This window comes from Cohnella fermenti (assembly GCF_004801405.1).
GTDB lineage: Bacteria > Bacillota > Bacilli > Paenibacillales > Paenibacillaceae > Cohnella > Cohnella fermenti.
Genome location: NZ_SSOB01000049.1, coordinates 38,547 through 55,099 on the forward strand (window position 1 = coordinate 38,547; position 16,553 = coordinate 55,099).

Below are 16,553 nucleotides of genomic sequence, written 5' to 3' on the forward strand. Positions count from 1 at the left end.
TTGGTGTTGGGGGATGCGAGGGGCAGAGAAGGGGGCGCGGAGGGGGAGTGTGCGGAACGAATGCGGTTTTTCACATATAATTCTCTCGGATACCGCGATTACGCGGGTTTTATGTGAAATTTCATGTTCATGGCCCCGAAATTCAATAATGAATGTGAAAAATCACATTCATCTCGCTGGATGGCGCACCATCGAGCCTCAGCGAGCACGCAGGGATGCCAACGCACGACCGCGCCGCCCCGAACGCCCCAGTTCTCGCCTACTCCCAAACAAACTAACCCATCTCAGTTACTCCATTCTCCCAACCCAGCCTGCAGCGCCATCCCCAGTTACTCCAATCGCTCACCTCAGCACCCGGCATCCAGCGCCGTCACCAAGCTCCAGCTCGAGTCGCTCCATCCTCCAATCCGGCACCCAGCCCGTTTCACGCCATTCATCCGTCTTTCAGCGCACTGTCTCCACACATTCCGTCTTTCGACGCACTGTCTTCCCACGTTCTGTCTTTCAACGCACCGTCTCCCCGCATTCCGCCCCCCAACCTCGTGGATCGCCCGCCAGCACCCCCAACAATCCCGCCGATTGCTCAACTCTTTATTTTTTTAGATACGATTTCGTTACTTTTTGAATAGTGCGGGGCTGCGGGGGGACCTACAATGGGGTGGAATTTATCGCGAATGGAGGATCACAATGGGCAAAAATCGGTTGATGAGCGTGATCGCACGGGTTTGTCTGTATACGCTTACTTTCTCGGCTCTGTTGGGGGTGTGGCCAACATCGGGAAGCGCGGGGGCGAGCGAGGACGTGAACGTGGCGCTCACCGGGACCGCGACGGCGTCGTCGGTGCAAGATGCCGCGCACGGGGCGGCCAAGGCGATCGACGGCGACTCGGGCACCCGCTGGGCGGCGGACGGCAGTTCGAAGCCGCAATGGCTGCAGGTCGACCTGGGCCGCTCGCAGAGCATCTCGGAGGTGAGGACGTCGTTCGAGTTCACGGACTCGTACTACCAGTACAAGGTCGAGACGTCCGCAGACGGCTCGTCCTGGGCGATGTTCGCCGACCGCACCGGCAATACGGCGCTGGCGGACGGAGCCTACCGGGATACGGGCGCGGCGGAGGCCCGTTACGTTCGCATTACGGTGACCGGGACGCAGACTTCCGGCATGTGGGCGAGCATCAAGGAGTTCCGCATCGAGCCGAAGGAGCTGGAGGATGTGCGGAACGTCGCGCTTGGCAAGACGGCGACGGCGTCATCGACGCAGGACAGCGCACACGCGGCGGCGCTTGCGGTGGACGGCGATTCGGCGACGACGCGTTGGGCGGCGGACGGCAGCTCGAAGCCGCAGTGGCTGCAGGTCGACCTGGGACAGAGCTACTGGATCGCGGCGACGCAGACATTCTTCGAGTTCGCCGACTCGTACTATCAGTACAAGGTCGAGGTGTCCCAGGACCAGTCTGCGTGGACGACGTTCGCGGACAAGACGGGGAATACCGCGCTTGGCGATCCTCTCTACGAGGATCGGGGCGGCGCGAGCGCCCGCTATGTGCGCATCACGGTGACGGGGCAGCAGCATTCGAGCGTGTGGGCAAGCATCAAGGAGTTCAAGGTGCTGGGCACGCTTAATCTCGCGCAGGGCAAGACGGCGACGGCCAGCAGCTCGCAGGATGCGGCCCATGGTCCGTCGCTTGCGGTGGACGGCGACTCCAAGGGCACGCGCTGGGCGGCGGACGGCAGCTCGAAGCCGCAATGGCTGCAGGTCGACCTCGGCCAGTCGATGACGATCGCGCGGACGGAGGCGACGTTCGAGTTCGCCGATACCTACTACCAATACAAGATCGAAGTGTCGCCGGACGGTTCGCAGTGGAACCTGTTCGCCGACCGGACGGCGAATGCCGTCGTCGCGAACCCTGCCTACACCGATACGGGCAGCCAGACGGGCCGTTATATTCGGATTACGGTGACGGGGGCCGCTTCGTCCGGCATGTGGGCGAGCCTGTACGAGTTCAAGGCGTTCGGGCCGGAGAGCCTGGCGGCTTCGACCAGCCAGCTCTCTTCCGGCGACTATCGGCTGAAGGCGGACACCGTCGGGCCGAACCGCTACGGCATCGGCATCTACCGGGCGAGCGGCGAGCGGGTATACGGCCAGGAGCGGCCCGAGTCGGTGCTGATCAAGGACGCTTACGGCAACATGCGCTCCTTCGAGGCCGCCTACACAAGCGCGTCATGGTCGGGAAGCGCGCTGACGATGAGCGGAACGGTCACGACGGACAACGGCAGCCGGATCTCCTTCCAAGACGTGTATTCGGCCAATGACGCGACGGGCGCCTTCAAGGTATCCCGGACGGCGACGGTTGTCCGCGCGGACAGCCGGGACGCCGGCTTCAACACGAGGTTCAGCCTCGCTCCCGCCAGCCCGGAGAGCATGACCGAGTACGACATGCTGGCGCCGGGCGTCTGGTACAAGCAGAACGAGAATGCCGTCGCCGGCTCGCTCGGCAAGGGCTTCTCCGCCGACTACTTCTACATCCGGGAGATGCGGCTGACGCTGCCGTTCCTGATGATGCAGAACAAGGCAAGCGGCGACATCGCGGCGCTTGGCCACATCGATGCGAACGCCTCCTCCGGCGTCGACGAGCGCAGCTCGGCCTGGCTGGTCGACGGCTCGATCCAGTTCGGGAGCCTCGGCATTCGCAAGGAGGCGCAGCCGTCCCTGGACTTCGTCTACCCGGGCATGGAAGGCGAGAAGAGCTACTTAAGCGGCGGCTGGACGCGCCGCAGCCATCCGGTGGAGGCGAACTTCTCGCAAGAGTACGAGCTTGTGCTCAAGTTCTCCTCCGGCACCGACTACAACGCGGCGATGGAGACGACGTGGCGGTATTATTACGACCAGTATAATCCGCAGGTGCAGACGGTCGACGTGTCCGACGTGTACGGCAACGCGATCGACCTGCTCGATACGTACGCGCAGAATTATAACGGCGTCACCGGGCTGCCGTTCAAGGCGTCCATTCCGGACGGCACGATTACGGGCAACGGCATGTCGATGGGCTTCGTGGGCCAGCAGATCCCTGCGGCCTACCAACTGATCCGTTACGGCCTCGACAACGGCGACAGCGGCATTCTGGGCAAGGGAACCGCGATGGTCGACTTCTGGGCGACCAACTCGATGACGTCGTCCGGCCTGCCGCGCATCTGGTACGAGCCATACGAGTCCGGCGGCTCGTTCCGCGCCTACGACGTGGACCTGCGCACGGTCAGCGACGGCATGGAAGGCGTCGTCGACGCGTACCGGGTCATGAAGGAGAACGGCCAGACGAAGACGGCTTGGCTGAATTACGCCGCGACATTCGGCGACTGGCTCGTGGACAACCAGAATGCGGACGGCTCCTATTACCGCATCTACAATCAGGCGGGCAGTCCGGTCCACACGGGCAAGTTCAACACGACGAACCCGATCCGCTTCCTGCTCAAGCTGTACAAGGCGACGAACGACGCGGACTATCTGGACGCGGCTGTCGCGGCGGGGGATTACGCCTACGCGAACGTGTACCGGACGACGCAGTATGTCGGCGGCACGTCGGACAACAACAACACGATCGACAAGGAAGCCGGCGCGCTTGCGATCAATGCCTTCCTCGCGCTGTACGACGCGACGAAGACGGCCAAGTGGCTGGAGGCGGCGCAAGGGGCGGCGACGTATACGGAGACTTGGACGTATGCGTGGAACTATACGGTGACGCCGGGCGGAACGCGCTGGGCGGCGGCGGGCGACGCGAAGCCGCAATGGCTGCAGGTCGATCTCGGCGAGACGACGGCGATCAACCGGGTCGAGTCGTACTTCGAGTTCGCGAACAAGTATTACCAATACAAAATCGAAGTGTCGACCGACGGCAGCAGTTGGACGACGTTCGCGGACAAGACGGGGAATACGGCGGACGGCAATCCGAATTACGCGGATACGGGCAGCGCGAACGCCCGTTACGTTCGCCTGACGGTAACGGGGACGGAAGCGCCGGGGGACTGGGTCAGCCTGTGGGAGCTGAAGGTGTTCCGGGCGTCCGACAACGTCAATGTCGCGCTAAACAAGCCGACGACCGCTTCTTCCTACGACAATGACCGCAACGCCCCGGCCAAGGCGACCGACGGCTATGTGACGACAAGCGATTACTCTCCGTTCCCGGACAGCGGCCTGATCGGGCAGAGCCTTGTCGCGACGGGACACTCGTATACCGACATGTACATGGCCTATATGGGAGCGGCTTATTACCGGCTTTACCTGTTCCTGGGGGACTCCCACTACCTGAGCATGGCCCGCATTCTGCAGAACAACGCCAACCGGACGACCGATTGGGACGGGACGATCGGCTACGCGTATCCGGGACTTGTCGAGGAAGGCGGCGACGTGACCGAATTCAAGTATTACGGCGTCGGCGTCTGGCTGACCTGGTGCACGGTCGCGCAATTGGAGCCGCTCGCTCTGCTGGAAGACCGGTTCGGCAGCATGTCGATCGACGAGATCGAGCAGTTGCCGCTTCTGACGCGCCAGTCGCTTAACGATTCCTTCTGACGGGGGATCGGCAACGTGCGGCGGCCTCTTCTCTATTAATTTTTAGAATCGGATGTCGCAATTTATGAACTGCTCCGGCGGTCCTTCTTGGCTACCATAAGGATACAGACAGACCGGCTCGCAAGGCCGGCAGGTTAGCGCATGGAGGGACCGCCTATGGCAAGAGACGAATATCCGCGCCCGCAGTTCAAACGGGCCGAGTGGATGAACCTGAACGGACAATGGGAGTTCGAATTCGACGACGGAAGGGCGGGCTTGCGCGAACGGTGGCAGCTCGGCGGCCGCAAGTTCTCGAAGACAATCGAGGTGCCGTATTGCTTCGAGAGCAGGCTGAGCGGCATCGGCGATCCGTCGGCGCACGACGTCGTCTGGTACAAGCGAAGCTTCGAGCTGCCGGAGAGCTGCCGGAGCAAGCGGGTGCTGCTTCACTTCGGAGCGGTCGATTACTCGGCTTCCGTCTGGGTGAACGGCAACAAGGTCGGGGAGCACGAAGGCGGCCATATCGGCTTCTCCTTTGACATCACGGACGCGCTGCAAGAAGGCGCCAACGAGCTGGTCGTCCGCGCGGAGGACTATGCCCGGGATCTGGCCGTGCCTCGCGGCAAGCAGTATTGGAAGGATCAGTCGGAGACGATCTTCTACACGCGGACGACGGGCATCTGGCAGACGGTATGGCTGGAGCCGGTCGGCGGCATCCGCCTCGAACGCGTCAAGCTGACGCCCGACATCGATGCGAACACATGCGGGCTTCGCGCCTTCGTCAGCGGCCTCGAATCGGCTTCGGGCAAGGTGGAGCTGAGAGCGACGGCGACGTTTAACGGCGCGGTCGAGGCGGCATCCTCGTTCTCGATCGGCAAGAGCGTGACCAACCACGTGATCGCCTTGAACGACTACAACTACCACGACAGCCGATGGAATCGCTGGTGGTCGCCGGAGCATCCGCATCTGTACGACCTGGAGCTCGTGCTGACCGTGGACGGCCGGGAGGTCGACCGGGTCGACAGCTACTTCGGCATGAGGAAAATCTCCATCGAGAAGGGCCGCGTCTGCCTCAACAACCACCCGTACTACATGAAGCTCGTGCTGGACCAGGGGTATTTTCCCAACGGATTGCTCACCGCTCCGACCGACGACGATCTTCGCAGAGACGTTGAACTGACCAAGGAGATGGGCTTCAACGGGGCGCGCAAGCACCAGAAGATCGAGGACCCGCGTTATCTGTATTGGTGCGACAAGCTCGGTCTGCTCGTCTGGGGCGAGACGGCGAACGCCTACGAGATGCACGAGGACTACATTCGGCGCTTCGCGGCGGAGTGGCAGGCGGCGATCGAGCGCGACTGCAACCATCCGTGCATCGTCGCCTGGGTGCCGCTGAACGAGAGCTGGGGCGTGCCGAACATTATGCACGACGCGAGGGAGCAGCAGCACGCGCTGGCGATGTACCATCTGACGAAGTCGCTCGACCCGCACCGGTTCGTCGTCTCGAACGACGGCTGGGAGCACATGAAGAGCGATCTGCTCACGATCCACGATTACGAATGGCGCGAAGAGAAGCTGACGGAGCGCTACGCGGATACGGGAACGGCGATCGCCGCAAGGCCGGCCGACCGCCAGCTCCATGTCGGAGGCACCGAATACGAGGGAGAACCGATGATCGTCTCGGAATTCGGCGGCATCTCGTTCAAGAAGAGCGACTGGGAGGGCTGGGGCTACTCCGGCGCCGACAACGACGAGGACTTCCTTGAACGGCTCGAAGCCGTCATTCGTCCGCTGCTCGCTTCTCCGGTCGTGCAAGGCTTCTGCTATACGCAGCTCACGGACGTCGAGCAGGAGATCAACGGGCTGCTCACGTACGATCGGAAGCCGAAGGTGCCGCTGGAGACAATCAGACGAATCGTGGACGGCCGGCCATGAGAGGCTCCAGCTTCCGCAGCGTCAAGCTGCCGCTCATGCTGATGACGTTGCCGTTCTTCGCTCTCGTCGTTCTGTTCAACTACGTTCCTCTGTTCGGCTGGCTGATGGCTTTCCAGAATTATTTTCCCGGAACGTCGATTGTGGGACAGGAATTCGTGGGGCTGAAGCAGTTCGAGAGAATTCTGTCGGACGATCAATTCCTTCACGCCCTGCGCAATACGCTGGTGCTGAGCCTCCTCGGCCTGATTACGTCGCCGGCTCCGATGGTGCTGGCGCTGCTGCTGAACGAGGTGCGGCGGCTGCGGTTCCGCAAGTTCGTCCAGACGGTGTCGTCGTTCCCGAACTTCATCTCCTGGATCATCGTATATTCGATCTTCTTCTCCTTCTTCTCGGTCGACGAAGGCGCGTTTAACCGGCTGCTGCTCCATCTGGGGCTGATCGACACCCCGACCGACGTGCTGGCCAACTCCGGCATCGCCTGGTACTTCCAGACGCTGGTCGGCATGTGGAAGGGGCTCGGCTGGGGCGCGATCATCTATCTGGCGGCGCTGAGCGGAATCGATCAGGAGCTGTACGAGGCCGCCCGCGTCGACGGTGCGGGCCGGTTCCGGGAAGCGCGGCACATCTCGCTGCCCGGCATGATGCCGACGTTCGTTGTTCTGTTTATTCTCGGCATCGGCAATCTGTTGGCCGGCGGCGGCTTCGAGCAGATGTTCACGTTCATGAACCCGATGGTTATGGACCGGCTCGAGAACCTGGACACGTACACGTACAAGATCGGCCTGCAGGGGCTCAGCTTCTCGTACGCGACGGCGGTCGGGGTGATGAAGTCCGTGGTGAGCATCGTGCTGCTCCTGATCGCGAACGGGGTCAGCAAACGGATCAACGGGCGGTCGATTCTATGAGCCGCGAAGCAAGGAGGGAATTACGATGATCAAGGAATCGCCGTCCTACCGGGTATTCAGCTCGCTTAACTACCTCGCGCTCGGACTGCTTGCGCTGGCGACCTGTTATCCGTTCTACTTCATTCTTATTTATTCGCTGTCCGATCCGGCGCGGGTCGTGGGCAATCCGAGCTTCCTGCTGCCCCGCGGCCTGACCCTGGTGAATTACAGCGAAATCTTCAGCAAGAACGACTTCACCGGGCCGGTGCTCATCTCGGTCGGGCGGACGGTGTTCGGAACGCTGCTGACGCTGATCGGCTGCTCGATGCTTGCGTTCGGCCTGACGAAGCGGGCGACCCCCTTCCGCAAGCCGATGTACATCGCCATCGTGATGACGATGTACATCAACGCGGGGCTTATCCCGAACTACATTCTGATCTACGATCTGCATCTGCTGAACACGTTCTGGGTGTACATCATCCCGGGCATGATCAACGCCTTCTTCCTCGTGCTCATCAAGACGTACTTCGAGCAGTTGCCTCCGGAGCTGGAGGAAGCGGCGATGCTGGAAGGGGCCGGCTACTTCACCGTATTCGCGCGCATCGCCCTGCCGCTGTCCAAGCCGATTCTGGCGACGATCACGATCTTCGCGGCGGTCGGCCAGTGGAACAACTGGATGGACAACCTGCTCTACAACACGAGGCAGGAGCTCATGACGCTTCAGCTCATGCTGCTGCGCTTCCTGCAGAGCCAGTCCTACAGCCTGCGCGACGCGGCCCTGCTGGCGGCAACGCAGGATACGCTGACGATTACGCCGACGTCGCTGCGAATGACCATTACCGTTCTCGTCGTCGTCCCGGTGTTCCTCGTATATCCTTGGCTGCAACGGTATTTTGTCAAGGGCATAATGATCGGCGCGGTCAAGGGCTGATCGGCAAGATTCACGATTGATCTGTTGCGGCGAGAGCCGAATAGATAGAGAATAGACCTTACAGGGAGGTTGCACTTCAGTGAGAAAATCATCCATCGGAGTCGCGACGCTGGCCGCACTCATGGCATTCATGACGGCCTGCTCGAACGGCGGGAACAACAACGCAAACAGCGGGGCAAGCGGGGGCAGCGAAGCAAGCGGCACGGCGCAGGCGGCGACGGAGTCGGCGTCCGCAGCGAAGCAGGAGACCGTGACGATCAAGGTGTTCCACGCCAACACGGGAACGCTGCCGTCCAATGTGCTGGACAATCCGGTCATGGACGAGATCGAGCAGCGCATCGGCGTGAAGCTCGAATTCGTGAACACGGGCGGCAACCAGGACGAGGCGAACCAGCGCCTGGCGACGCTGATCGCCACGAACGACCTGCCGGACCTGATCATCACCGGCGATATGAACATCAACAAGCTGCTGCTCAAGAACGATATGATCACGCCGCTGGACGATCTGATCGCCCAGTACGGCTCCGATCTGACGGCCAACGTCAAGGAAGGCCTCGACTACAGCAAGCTTATGTATTCCGAAGGCAAGGACAATCTGTACTTCGTGCCCGGCCTGATCGGCGACGAGAGCTTCTATCCGATGGGATATGACCTCGTCTTCCAGATTCGCGGCGATCTGCTGGAGCAGTCCGGCCTCGGCGAGCTGAAGAGCCTGGACGATCTGATCGCTTACGGCAAGAAGGCGCAGGAGCTCGAGCCGACGAATGCCGAAGGGCAGAAGACTTATCTGACCGGCATTCCGTTCGCGGATTCCGGCGGCTGGGACTACGTCGACTGGAACACGTCGCACAACGACGGCTTCGCCGGGGTCGGCGGCTTCAACTACCTGGACATCGAGAAGAACGAGCTCGTGCCAAGGTTCACGGACGAGAACAATTCCTTCTGGAAGGCGATGAGCTTCTGGAACAAGGCGTACCGCGAAGGCCTGCTCGACCCGGAATCGGCGACGATGAAGGCTCAGCAGGTGCAAGACAAGGGCAAGGCGCTCCGTTACCACCTCGGCCTCGCGAACTGGCAGATCGGCTGGCCGAACGACGTCATTCGCGGGAGCGGCGACACGGTGAAGGGCTTCATCCCGACGCTGCTGGACGCGAAGGCGAACAACACGTTCTTCCGCTTCTCGTCGCCGGTCGGCAACAACATGCTGTGGTCGATCGCCAAGGGCTCGAAGAAGCAGGAAGCGGTCATGAAGTTCATGAACTTCGCGGCGAGCTGGGACGGCGTGGAGCTGATGTGGAACGGGCCGGAAGGCAAGCTGTGGAGCATGGATAACGGCGTGCCGAAGACGCTGCCGGTCGACCCGAACGTGCCGTCGGACCCGGATGCCGCGAAGAAGGTCGGCAACGCGTACATGGCGCCGAACTTCATCATCAACGGCAAGCCGATCAATGCGGACAAGGGCTGGAAGGTGAAGTACGGCGACAACGCGCCGGAGCGCTACGTCGACAGCATGACGACGCCGGAGAAGAAGTATATCGAGGATAACGGGCTGAATTATCCGACGCAGATCTTCGAGACGCGCGAGAACTATTCCGTCAACACGTCCCTGATCGACCCGGTCAAGCCGGACCCGAACAGCGATGTCGCGCTGCTGGAGCAGAAGATCAAGACGTACCTCGACATGAACATCGCGAGGGTGATCTTCTCCAAGGACGACGCGGCGTTCGAGACGGCGAAGACGAAGTTCATCGGCGAGCTGAACGACATGGGCATCGAGCAGGTAATGGCCTTCTACAAGGAAGGGTTCGACGCGAACAAGACGAAGCTGAGCGCTCTTCAGTAAGCGGCGGCCAAGCGGCATTCAAGCGTTCAACATAACGGGCAAGAGCGCCATTCGAGGGGGGAATTCGTTCCCCTCTTTAACCTATTTATCGGAAGCGGGAGTGGGACGAGACCAACATGAAGTGGACCAACTTAACGTTAAGAACCAAGCTGATCATCGTGTACTTCTTCTCCGTCTTCATCCCGCTCCTGCTCATCGCGCAAGTGATCCTGAACGTATCGGAGAACCAGATCATCCGCCAGACGACGGAGCTGACCCAGGAGTCGGCGGAGCAAATGGGCAACAACGTGCAGGATCTGCTGCAGCAGTACGCGGATCTCGTGACGCGCTTCGGCATGGACGAGACGCTGCATTATTACCTCAACCCGCTTAACGATTACAGCGATATGATGGACAGCATCGACGCGTACCAATATTACCTGAAGCCGATCACGTACGACTTCGGGCTGCAGAACGTCGCGACGGACCTGAAGATTTACTTCGTCAACGAGACGCTGCTGCCGGGCCTCGGCATCTACGAGCGGATCGACGACAAGGTGAAGGCGATGCCGGAATACGCGCGCGCCGTCGAGGCCGGCTCGGGCATCGTGTGGGGCAAGACGGGAAGCGATCTGTACGTGAGCAAAGCGATTCGCAATCTGAACGGCAATCTGTTCGGCGTCGTCAGCCTGCGGTTCGAGGAGGAGCGGCTGTATTCGCTGATGAAGGAGAGCGACCCGAAGGAGCGGCGAACCTCGATTGTGGATAGAGACAACCGGATCGTCTCCTCCAACGAACGCTCGCTTGTCGACAAGACGCTGGACGAATCGCTGGAGGAGGAAGAGAGCGACTCCGGCTCGGATTACAAGGTCATCATCACCCTGATCGACGGCAAGTCGCTGCCGGACTGGCGAATCGTCACGGAAGCGCCGATCGACAGCCTGCTGAAGGAAGCCCGTCAGGTTCGCACCACAAGCCTTGTCGTAACTGGACTCACTCTGCTTCTTTCCTGCTGTTTGATCGTGATTTTCCTCAATCGGATTATGGATCGGATTCGCAAGCTGCTGCGCACGATGACGCTCGTCAAGCAGGGCAAGCTGGTCAAGGTGAAGGACGAAGGCGGTGCGGACGAGATCGGGCAGCTCACCAAGAACTTCAACCAGATGGTCGAGGGGCTGGAGAGCTCCATCGAGGAGAACTACGTGATCCGGCTGTCGCTCCAGGACGCGCAGATTAAGAAGCGGGACGCCGAGCTGTATGCGCTGCAGAGCCAGATCAACCCGCACTTCCTGTTCAATACGCTCGAGTCGATCCGGATGAAGCTCATTACGGCGACGACTTCGGCCCAGAATCTCGAGACGGCGGGCATGGTGCGCAATCTGTCGAAAATCCTGCGGAAATCGCTCAACTGGCATGAGGACGTCGTCCGCCTGGAGGAGGAGATGGAGTTCGTGCGCAGCTATATCGACATTCAGAAGGCGAGGTTCCACGACAAAATATCGGAGCAGCTTGGCGTCGACGAATCGCTGCTCGCGCTTAAGGTGCCGAAGCTGATCGTGCAGCCGATCGTGGAGAACGCGATCAAGCACGGCATCGAGAACAAGAAGGGCAAGGGCGTCATCGCCATCTCCGTCAAGGAGGAGGGAGATACGGTCCGGATCGTCATCCGCGACGACGGGATCGGCATCGACGGCGGCAGGCTGGAGCGCATTCGGCAGGCGCTGAGCCAGACGGGAAGCGAGCGCAAGGAGAGGCGGGCGATTGGCTTGCAGAACGTTCACGACCGGATCGCGCTTCATTACGGGGAAGGCTACGGGCTGACCGTGGACAGCGCGGAAGGCGAAGGGACGACGGTGACGCTGAGCTTGCCGAGACATCAGGGGCAGACGGGGGAGAATCCGCATGTTTAGAGTCATTATCGCGGACGACGAGTTCGATATTCGCCAAGGGCTGAAGCGCGTCATCGACTGGTATGCGGAGGGCTTCGTCATCGTCGGCGAAGCGGAGGACGGCGACGAGGCGCTCGAGCTGTACAAGAAGGAGCGGCCGAATCTGCTCATCACCGACATCAAGATGCCGGGGATGAACGGCCTGCAACTGTCCCGGAGCGTCAAGGAGCTTGACCCGGACGCCCAGATTATTATCCTGAGCGGCTACGACGACTTCGCTTATGCGAAGACGGCGATTCAGCACGGGGTGAGCAGCTACCTGCTCAAGCCGGTCGACGAGGACGAGCTGCGCGGCGTGCTCGCCGGCATCAAGCAGAAGCTGGAGGACGAATGGTCGATCCGCTACGAGGAGCGGAGGCGGGACAAGTGGGTGCACGACTACTTCTTCCAGAAGCTCGTTCGCGGGGAAGCGATTCGGGAGGACGTCGCCGAGACGATGCGCTGGCAGGCGCTGCTCGAGCGGCATTACTTCCGTGTGCTGCTCGTGGAGCTGGCCGATTACGGCGATATGCTGCTGGAGCTGCGGGAGAGCGACATTCATCTGATCCGGTTCGCCGTGCGCAACATCCTTGAGGACACCGTGAAGACGTTCGGCGGAGACGGCGGACGCGGCAACGGCAACGGCGATGGCAACGGGATCGTGTTCGAGGAGAGCGAGCTGCGGTTCGGCATTCTTCTTGTCGGCCGGGACGAGGAGCTGGGGAACGAGGCGATTGCCCCGCTGCTGCGGCAGATCGTCGACTTCACCCGCGATTACGCCAAGGCGAAGGTGATGGTCGGGGCGGGAACGACGGTCGGGCACGCTTCGGCGATCGTCCGTTCCTGCGAGCTGGCGAAGGCGGCGCTCGGCAAGGCGTTCTTCGATCCGCACGAGCAGATTTTCGCCGACGAGCAATTGCAGCGCTTTGTGCCCGCCTGGTCGCTGGAGTGGCAGGCGGATCGGCTGAGGGAAGCGGTCGCGCGCGGGAGCCGCGACGGCTGGGAGGCCGAGCTGCGCGCGCTGTTCCGGGAGCTCGAGGAGCGGTCGGCGACGCTCGGCGCGATTCGCAGCGCGATCGTGTTCGCGATCCTGCCGCTGTCGCGGCTTGTGATCGAGCACGAAGGGGATTGGAAGCGGCTGTACGCGGACCGCTACGGCGATGCCGACTGGATTGCGGAGCTGAGGAGCCGGGAGGAGGCAGCTCGGGAGCTTGCCGCGCTGTGCGAGGGCATCTCGGAGTTCCTGCGGAAGACGCGGGAAGCGCCGCCCGCTTCGGAGATCGCCGGCATCGTCGCCTACATTCGCGGCCATTACTGGGAAGACATCAACCTGAAGAAGATCGCCGGCATGTTCTACATCACGTCGGGGTATCTGGGTCAGTTGTTCAAGAAGGAGACGGGCAAGTACTTCAACGACTACATCAACGAGATTCGCGTCGAGGAAGCGAAGAAGCTGCTGCGCGACCCGAGATGGTCGATCGCGGACATCGCCGAGAAGGTCGGCTACAAGAACACGAATCACCTGTATCTGCACTTCCGCAATTACGCCGGCATCAGCCCGGGCGACTATCGCAAGATGTTGTAGGGTCGAGCGGCCAAAAGCAAGGAACCGGCGGGGGAAAAGATTGCGGGGCGGCAGCAGGCAGCGGATAAAGAAGGCAGGACAGGAGCAAGCTGGCGGAACAGATTCATGGGCCAAGGGGAGGAGAAGGTGCGGCATGAGGGAATGGAGTCTAGTCTCCGGCTCGTATCGGCTTGCCGTCGTTCCGGCCGCGGAGGGCGGGTATGCCGTCGAGATTTATCGCGAGGAGCGGGGGGACGGAGCTCGGCCGGAGGAGACGGACGAGGCGGTTAAGACGGATAAGACGGGGAAGGCAGGCGAGGCGGGCAAGGCGGTAATGGCGGATCGAGCGAAGCCAATGAGCAAGTCGGCCAAAGTCGTCAAGCTGGAGAAGCCGGTGTCCGTCTGGCTGAAGAGCGCCGCGGGCGAACCGCTGCTTGTCTGCGGAACGTATCGGGCTTGCCGCGCGGAAGCCGGTCGGCTGCTGCTGGAAGGGGAAGCGGCGAGCGGCGGGGGCACGGTAATCCGCGCGGAGGACGTGTACGAGGCGGAGACGTTCGAGCCGGATACGGACAATAACGGCAACAGGGGGAGGAGCGCGACCGGGACCGGGGGAGTGTTCCGGCTCTCGCGGCAGGTGACGGTCGTCTCGGCGGGGAGCGATGCGGTCGGGTTCAGCTCGGTGCTTAGCGCGGAGCCGGCGGCGGGAGGAGTCTTGAGCGATTACGAGATGTTCGCGCCGGGCGTCTGGTACAAGGGCAACGAGCACGTCGTCAAGAAGGCGATCGCCAGCGACTATTCGCGTTCCGATATCCATATGCGCGAGATGAGGCTGGCGCTGCCGTTCCTTATGATGAGAGAACCGCGTTCGGGCGAGTCGCTGGCCGTCGGACACGGCGATGCCGCCCCGTCCTCGGAGGCGGACGAGGGCAGCCCGGAGTGGCTTGTGGACGAATCGATGCAATACGGGAGCTTCGGCATCCGGGTTGACGCGGCGCCGAAGCTGCAATTTGTGTACCCCGGCTGGGAAGGGGACATCAACTACATCGACGGAAGCGTGCCGTGGATTCGGCGCTGCCACCCGCTCCGGCCGGGGCTGTCGCACGGCTATCGCCTCGTTATGCGCCTGGACAACAAGTCCCGCGATTACGCGGAGGCGATGACGGGCTCTTGGCGGTTTTACTACGAGGGCGCGGGGCCCGGAATCGAACGCCTCGATGTATCTTCCGTGTACGACCATGCGGTGCGGCTGCTTGACGACTATTGTCGGGACTACAACGGCGTGACTGGCCTGCCGTTCAAGTCGCAACTGCCGACCGGGGAGGTGACCGGCCATGCGATGGTGATGGGCTTCGTCGGTCAGCAGTTGCCGGCGGCCTATCAGATGATCCGTTACGGGTGCTTGCGGGGGGAACCCGGGCTCGTTGCGAAGGGCGCCGCCATCGTCGACTTCTGGGCGAGCCGCTCCATGACGCCAAGCGGCCTTCCGAAGACGTGGTACGAGCCGTTCTTCGCAGGAACGGGCGTCTTCACGAATCGAACGGTCGACTTGCGGACGATATCGGATGGGATGGAAGGCGCCTTGGAGGCGTATCGGTTCCTGAAGGAGCGCGGCGAAGAGCGGGGGGAATGGCTGAGGTATGCGGCCGCCTTCGGCAATTGGCTGGCGGCGAACCAGAACGAGGACGGCTCCTTCTGCCGGGAGTACGACCTGGCCGGGACTCCCGTCCATCACGGCAAGCACAACACGAGCAATCCGATCCGGTTCCTGCTGCGGCTGGCTTCGGCTTCCGTGACGGGTGACGGCCGCTATTGGGATGCGGCGCTGCGGGCGGGCGACTACGCCTATCGGCACGTCTACGAGTCGTTCCGCTATGTCGGCGGGACGTCGGACAATGACAACACGATCGACAAGGAAGCGGGAGCGATGGCGATGAACGCGTTCCTCGCGCTCTACGAGCATACCGGCGAAGCCAAGTGGCTGGAGGCGTTGCGGGGAGCCGCGGACTTCACGGAGACGTGGATGTTCGCCTGGAATTACGGCCTGCATCACGGCGGCACGCACTGGGAGGCGGGCGACGGGACGTTGCCGCAATGGATCGCGACGGAGCTGGAGCAGACGGAAGCCGTTCAGGCGGTTGAGGTGCAGTTCTATCCGGCTGATGCGGCGTACAGGTACGAATTGGAAGTGTCCCGTGACGGCGAGGAATGGGAGGTGTTCGCCCCCGGTGCGGAGGCGCGGTACGTGCGGGTGACGATCATCGGCATGGACGGTACGGGTGATGCGACCAACTCGACCAACTCGATCAACTCGATCAACTCGACCAATGCGACCAATGCGACCAATGCGACCAACTCAGCCCATTCGATCGCTTCGCGCCCCGGCCTGTGGACGCTCGATGTGCGGGGAGCGGACGGGCGTCGGCTCGCCCTTCATCGGCCGACAACCGCCTCTTCCTGGCGCAACGAGATCGTACGGCCCGAGAAAGCCGTGGACGGTCGGGGGCCGCAATTCCGTTCGCCCGTCAAGGACGGGCTGATCGGCCGGAGCATCGTCGCCACCGGCCACACGTACGCGGACATGTATCTGGCGTATAAATCGTCGCAATTTTACCGGCTGTACCTGTTCACCGGCGACGCCCACTACCTGCATGTCGCGCTGCTGCTGCAGCATAACGTGAATCGGCTGGCGGACGGCGACGGAACCAAAGGCTACGCGTTCCCCGGCCTCATCGAGGAAGGGATCGGCGTCGCGGAATTCGTCTGCCGCCCGATCGACGTGTGGCTGACCTGGTGCACCGTCGCCCAACTGGAGCCGCTCTCGGAGCTGGAGGAGCGCTTCGGAAGCTGCGACATCGACGCGATCGAGCGGCTTCCGTTGGAGGAGCGGCTGTCTCGCAATAGGAGGGGCCGCAGCGGAGTCGAATCGAGGGAATAATAGAACGCC

General features: G+C 62.0%; 8 protein-coding genes. All 8 read left to right on the forward strand.

From position 1 onward, the window contains the following. Positions 1–687 precede the first annotated feature (687 nt). Positions 688–4,566, forward strand: coding sequence for a discoidin domain-containing protein (locus E6C55_RS27765; protein WP_136373090.1), 3,879 nt, complete (start codon positions 688–690; stop codon positions 4,564–4,566). 156 nt (positions 4,567–4,722) lie between these two features. Continuing rightward, positions 4,723–6,480, forward strand: coding sequence for a glycoside hydrolase family 2 protein (locus tag E6C55_RS27770; protein WP_230986891.1), 1,758 nt, complete (start codon positions 4,723–4,725; stop codon positions 6,478–6,480). After that, entirely contained in the window at positions 6,477–7,385 is a 909-nt protein-coding gene (locus E6C55_RS27775; protein ID WP_136373092.1) for an ABC transporter permease, read from the forward strand. The genes E6C55_RS27770 and E6C55_RS27775 overlap by 4 nt, the downstream gene beginning before the upstream one ends. Before the next feature lie 25 nt (positions 7,386–7,410). Next, entirely contained in the window at positions 7,411–8,295 is an 885-nt protein-coding gene (locus E6C55_RS27780) for a carbohydrate ABC transporter permease (protein ID WP_136373093.1), read from the forward strand. Positions 8,296–8,374: 79 nt separating this feature from the next. Continuing rightward, positions 8,375–10,138 carry a type 2 periplasmic-binding domain-containing protein gene (locus E6C55_RS27785; RefSeq protein ID WP_136373094.1) on the forward strand — a complete coding sequence of 588 codons (1,764 nt, stop codon included), beginning with the start codon at positions 8,375–8,377 and terminating at the stop codon, positions 10,136–10,138. A 116-nt stretch (positions 10,139–10,254) separates the two neighbouring features. Further along, positions 10,255–12,027: a cache domain-containing sensor histidine kinase gene (locus tag E6C55_RS27790; protein WP_136373095.1), complete on the forward strand. Its 1,773-nt coding sequence runs from the start codon at positions 10,255–10,257 to the stop codon at positions 12,025–12,027. Further along, on the forward strand, positions 12,020–13,630 hold the full coding sequence (locus E6C55_RS27795; protein WP_136373096.1) for a response regulator: 1,611 nt from the start codon (positions 12,020–12,022) through the stop codon (positions 13,628–13,630). Before E6C55_RS27790 ends, E6C55_RS27795 begins: the two co-directional genes overlap by 8 nt. A gap of 133 nt (positions 13,631–13,763) precedes the next feature. Next, positions 13,764–16,544, forward strand: a complete 2,781-nt coding sequence (locus E6C55_RS27800) for a discoidin domain-containing protein (protein WP_136373097.1) — start codon at positions 13,764–13,766, stop codon at positions 16,542–16,544. Positions 16,545–16,553 lie beyond the last annotated feature (9 nt).

Bases quoted from the DNA above. Each gene is read 5' to 3' on its own strand.
- E6C55_RS27775 (WP_136373092.1), top strand. From the start codon at position 6,477: ATGAGAGGCTCCAGCTTCCGCAGCGTCAAGCTGCCGCTCATGCTGATG.
- E6C55_RS27795 (WP_136373096.1), top strand. From the start codon at position 12,020: ATGTTTAGAGTCATTATCGCGGACGACGAGTTCGATATTCGCCAAGGG.
- E6C55_RS27765 (WP_136373090.1), top strand. From the start codon at position 688: ATGGGCAAAAATCGGTTGATGAGCGTGATCGCACGGGTTTGTCTGTAT.
- E6C55_RS27790 (WP_136373095.1), top strand. From the start codon at position 10,255: ATGAAGTGGACCAACTTAACGTTAAGAACCAAGCTGATCATCGTGTAC.
- E6C55_RS27770 (WP_230986891.1), top strand. From the start codon at position 4,723: ATGGCAAGAGACGAATATCCGCGCCCGCAGTTCAAACGGGCCGAGTGG.
- E6C55_RS27800 (WP_136373097.1), top strand. From the start codon at position 13,764: ATGAGGGAATGGAGTCTAGTCTCCGGCTCGTATCGGCTTGCCGTCGTT.
- E6C55_RS27780 (WP_136373093.1), top strand. From the start codon at position 7,411: ATGATCAAGGAATCGCCGTCCTACCGGGTATTCAGCTCGCTTAACTAC.